This is a genomic window from Streptomyces sp. NPDC054840 (genome assembly GCF_053611065.1).
This window is the reverse complement of the sequence record NZ_JBSGZP010000763.1, coordinates 1-3,252: the sequence shown is the minus strand read 5'-3', so window position 1 is coordinate 3,252 and position 3,252 is coordinate 1. Positions and strand designations below refer to the sequence as shown.

General features: G+C 71.6%; 4 protein-coding genes. 1 reads left to right on the top strand and 3 read right to left on the bottom strand.

Annotated elements, in window-relative coordinates:
* From ACWGIU_RS33615 to ACWGIU_RS33605, 3 genes are all read right to left on the bottom strand, one after another.
* Positions 1 to 324 (bottom strand): HIT family protein (locus ACWGIU_RS33615; protein WP_453711893.1); only part of this gene is annotated, 324 nt, incomplete at its 3' end.
* 121 nt (positions 325 to 445) lie between these two features.
* Positions 446 to 829: a VOC family protein gene (locus ACWGIU_RS33610; RefSeq protein ID WP_453711892.1), complete on the bottom strand. Its 384-nt coding sequence runs from the start codon at positions 827 to 829 to the stop codon at positions 446 to 448.
* Positions 830 to 836: 7 nt separating this feature from the next.
* Positions 837 to 2,726, bottom strand: a complete 1,890-nt coding sequence (locus ACWGIU_RS33605; protein WP_453711891.1) for an ABC transporter ATP-binding protein — start codon at positions 2,724 to 2,726, stop codon at positions 837 to 839.
* A gap of 140 nt (positions 2,727 to 2,866) precedes the next feature.
* On the opposite strand from ACWGIU_RS33605, the gene ACWGIU_RS33600 reads away from it, so the two are divergent.
* Positions 2,867 to 3,252 (top strand): AMP-binding protein (locus ACWGIU_RS33600; protein WP_453711890.1); only part of this gene is annotated, 386 nt, incomplete at its 3' end.

The following is a 3,252-nucleotide window of genomic DNA, read 5'->3' as shown; positions in this document are numbered from 1 at the left end:
GTCGAGGACGTCCTCGACAGCGAGCGCGACCTCCCGTACGACCAGCATCAGCCGGGTGTACGCCGGGGGGTCCAGATCGCGCACGGCGTGCTCGATGTGCGCCCTGGGGGCCACCAGAACCTTTCCGGGAAGCGTGGGCCAGCGGTCGAGGAAGGCCACGTGGTGCTCGTCCTCGAAGACGGTCTCGTGCGCGTAATCGGGATGGCCGGCGAGGAAGGCGCAGACGAAGCACGGCCCGCCGCGCGTCCGTTCGACGTAGGCCTCGAGATCCATCGGTTCACGGTCCATCGGTTCACGGTCCATCGGTTCGCGGTCCATGGGCATCGGCACATCCTCTCGCGCTTCCTGCTGTCACGGGTCGGACGGGACGATCACGCACTCGGGAACGTTCCGCGGCTGGACGACGACCCGCGGCCGTTCCGACCCGGGCAAGCCGAGCCGGCGCTCAGGCGGTGTCCGCCGTCGTGCGGGGCGTGGTCTGCTGGACCGCCCAGCCGTTTCCGTCCGGGTCGGAGAAGTAGACGAAGGAACCCCACGGCAGGTTCTGGATCTCCGTCACCTCCACCCCCCGGCCGCGCAGGTCCTCGTACGCCTCCTCGATGTCGGTGACGACGACCTGCATGTTGTCCAGCGACCCCGGGGTCATCCGGGTGAGCCCCTTGCCGATCGCGATCGAGCAGGCCGAGCCCGGCGGCGTCAGCTGGACGAAGCGGATGTCCTCGCTGACGGTGACGTCGTGGTCGGCGTTGAAGCCGAGCTTCTCGTAGAAGGCCTTGGCCCGGTCCACGTCGGTGACGGGGACGGCGACGAGTTCCAGTTTGATGTCCATCAGAGCATCATGCTCCCGCCACCGGTGCCTCGCCGCCCGACACCGCGAACTGGGTGCGGTACAGCTCCTCGTACCGGCCGCCCGCCGCCAGCAGCCCGGTGTGCGTGCCCCGTTCCAGGATCCGGCCGTCCTCGACCACCAGGATCAGGTCCGCGGCTTGTACGGTCGACAGCCGGTGCGCGATCACCACCGCCGTCCGGCCCGCCAGGGCCTCGCCGAGGGCCTCCTGCACCGCGGCCTCCGAGGTGGAGTCCAGGTGCGCGGTGGCCTCGTCGAGGATCACCACCCGCTGCCGGGCCAGCAGCAGCCGGGCGATGGTCAGGCGTTGGCGTTCCCCGCCCGAGAGCCGGTAGCCACGCTCCCCGACCACGGTGTCCAGCCCGTCCGGCAGCGAGGCGACGAGACCGTCCAGCCGCGAGCGCCGAAGAGCCTCCCAGATCTCCTCCTCGGATGCCTCCGGGCGGGCGAGCAGCAGGTTGGCCCGTACCGACTCGTGGAAGAGGTGCCCGTCCTGGGTGACCATGCCGAGCGTCTCGCGGATCGAGTCGGCGGTGAGGTCCCGTACGTCGATCCCGCCGAGGCGGACCGCGCCCGCGTCGGCGTCGTACAGACGCGGCAGCAACTGCGCGATCGTCGACTTGCCGGCGCCGGACGAGCCGACCAGGGCGATCATCCGGCCCGGCTCGGCCCGGAAGGACACCTCGTGCAGTACCCGCGTACCGCCCCGGGCGTCCAGGGTGGCGACCTCCTCCAGGGAGGCGAGGGAGACCTTGTCCGCGGCCGGGTAGCCGAAGGAGACCCGGTCGAACTCCACGGCCACCGGACCGTCGGGCACCCGGCGGGCATCCGGCTTCTGCGCGATGAGCGGCTTCAGGTCGAGGATCTCGAAGACCCGCTCGAAGCTCACCATCGCGCTCATCACCTCGACGCGGGCGCCGGCGAGCGCGGTCAGCGGGGCGTACAGCCGGGTCAGGAGGAGGGCGAGGGCGACGACGGAACCGGCGTCCAGGGAACCGCGCAGGGCGTAGAACCCGCCGAGCCCGTACACGAGCGCGAGGGCCAGCGCCGAGACCAGCGTGAGGGCCGTGATGAAGGCCGACTGGGCCATCGCCGTACGGATCCCGATGTCCCGCACGCGCGCCGCCCGGGCCGCGAACTCCGCGGACTCGTCGGCGGGCCGCCCGAAGAGCTTGACCAGGGTCGCGCCGGGCGCCGAGAACCGCTCGGTCATCTGGGTGCCCATCGCGGCGTTCAGCGCGGAGGCCTCCCGCTGCATGGCCGCCATCCGCGCCCCCATCCGACGGGCCGGCAGGACGAACACCGGCAGCAGCACCAGCGCCAGCAGAGTGATCTGCCAGGAGATGCTCAGCATCACGGTGAGAGTCAGCAGCAGGGTGACGGTATTGGCGACCACCCCCGAGAGGGTGTTGCTGAAGGCCCTCTGGGCGCCGATCACATCGTTGTTGAGGCGGCTGACGAGGGCCCCCGTACGGGTCCGGGTGAAGAAGGCGACCGGCATCCGCTGCACGTGGTCGAAGACCGCCGTCCGCAGGTCCAGGATCAGGCCCTCGCCGAGGGTGGCGGAGAGCCGGCGGGTCAGCAGCCCGAGCCCGGCCTCCGCGACCGCGATCAGCGCGATGAGCAGGGCCAGCCGGGTGACCGCGGAGCCGTCGCGGCCGTCGACGATGGCGGTGACGACCCGGCTGGCGAGCACCGGGGTGGCCACCGCGAGCAGCGCGGTCACCACACTCAGCAGAAGGAAGAGGGTGAGCCCGCGGCGGTGCGGGCGGGCGAAGGCGGCGACGCGGCGCAGGCCGGCCCGGGAGAGCGGGCGACGGTCCTGCTGGGCGTTGATCGCGCTGTGCAGCGACGTCCAGGCGGTGACTTCCATGTCCATGGGCCGAACGCTAGGACCTCAACCAAGCTTCAGGTCAAGCACTCGGTCCGGGATCGCCCGCAGGGGGCCTCAACTTCCGCCCGCACGAGCGATTTTGCCGACCCCGCTCCGTTGTCGGTGCCCGGTGGCATCATCGGTCCATGACGCAGGGATCCGAGTCCGTACGCTTCGGCAAACGAACCACCGACACCGTCCTGCACCGCTTCGAACAGTGGGCCCGCGACACCCCCGGGGCCCGCGCGCTCATCGCCGGCCCCGACAGCCTCACCTACGGGGAACTGAACGCCCGCGCCGACCGGCTGGCGCACCGTCTGCTCGACTCCGGCCTCCCGCTCGGCGCACTCGTGGCCGTCGGCACCGCCCGCCGGACCGAACTGGTCGTCGCCCTCCTCGCCGTCCTCAAGGCCGGCGGGACCTACGCCGTCGTCGATGTGGAGAGCCCGCGCTCAGGGCGCCGGCAGCTCACCGCGGCCGAGCCCCTCGTCCTGCTCACCGACGCCGCCCAGCAGGCCGCCCTCGACAACGG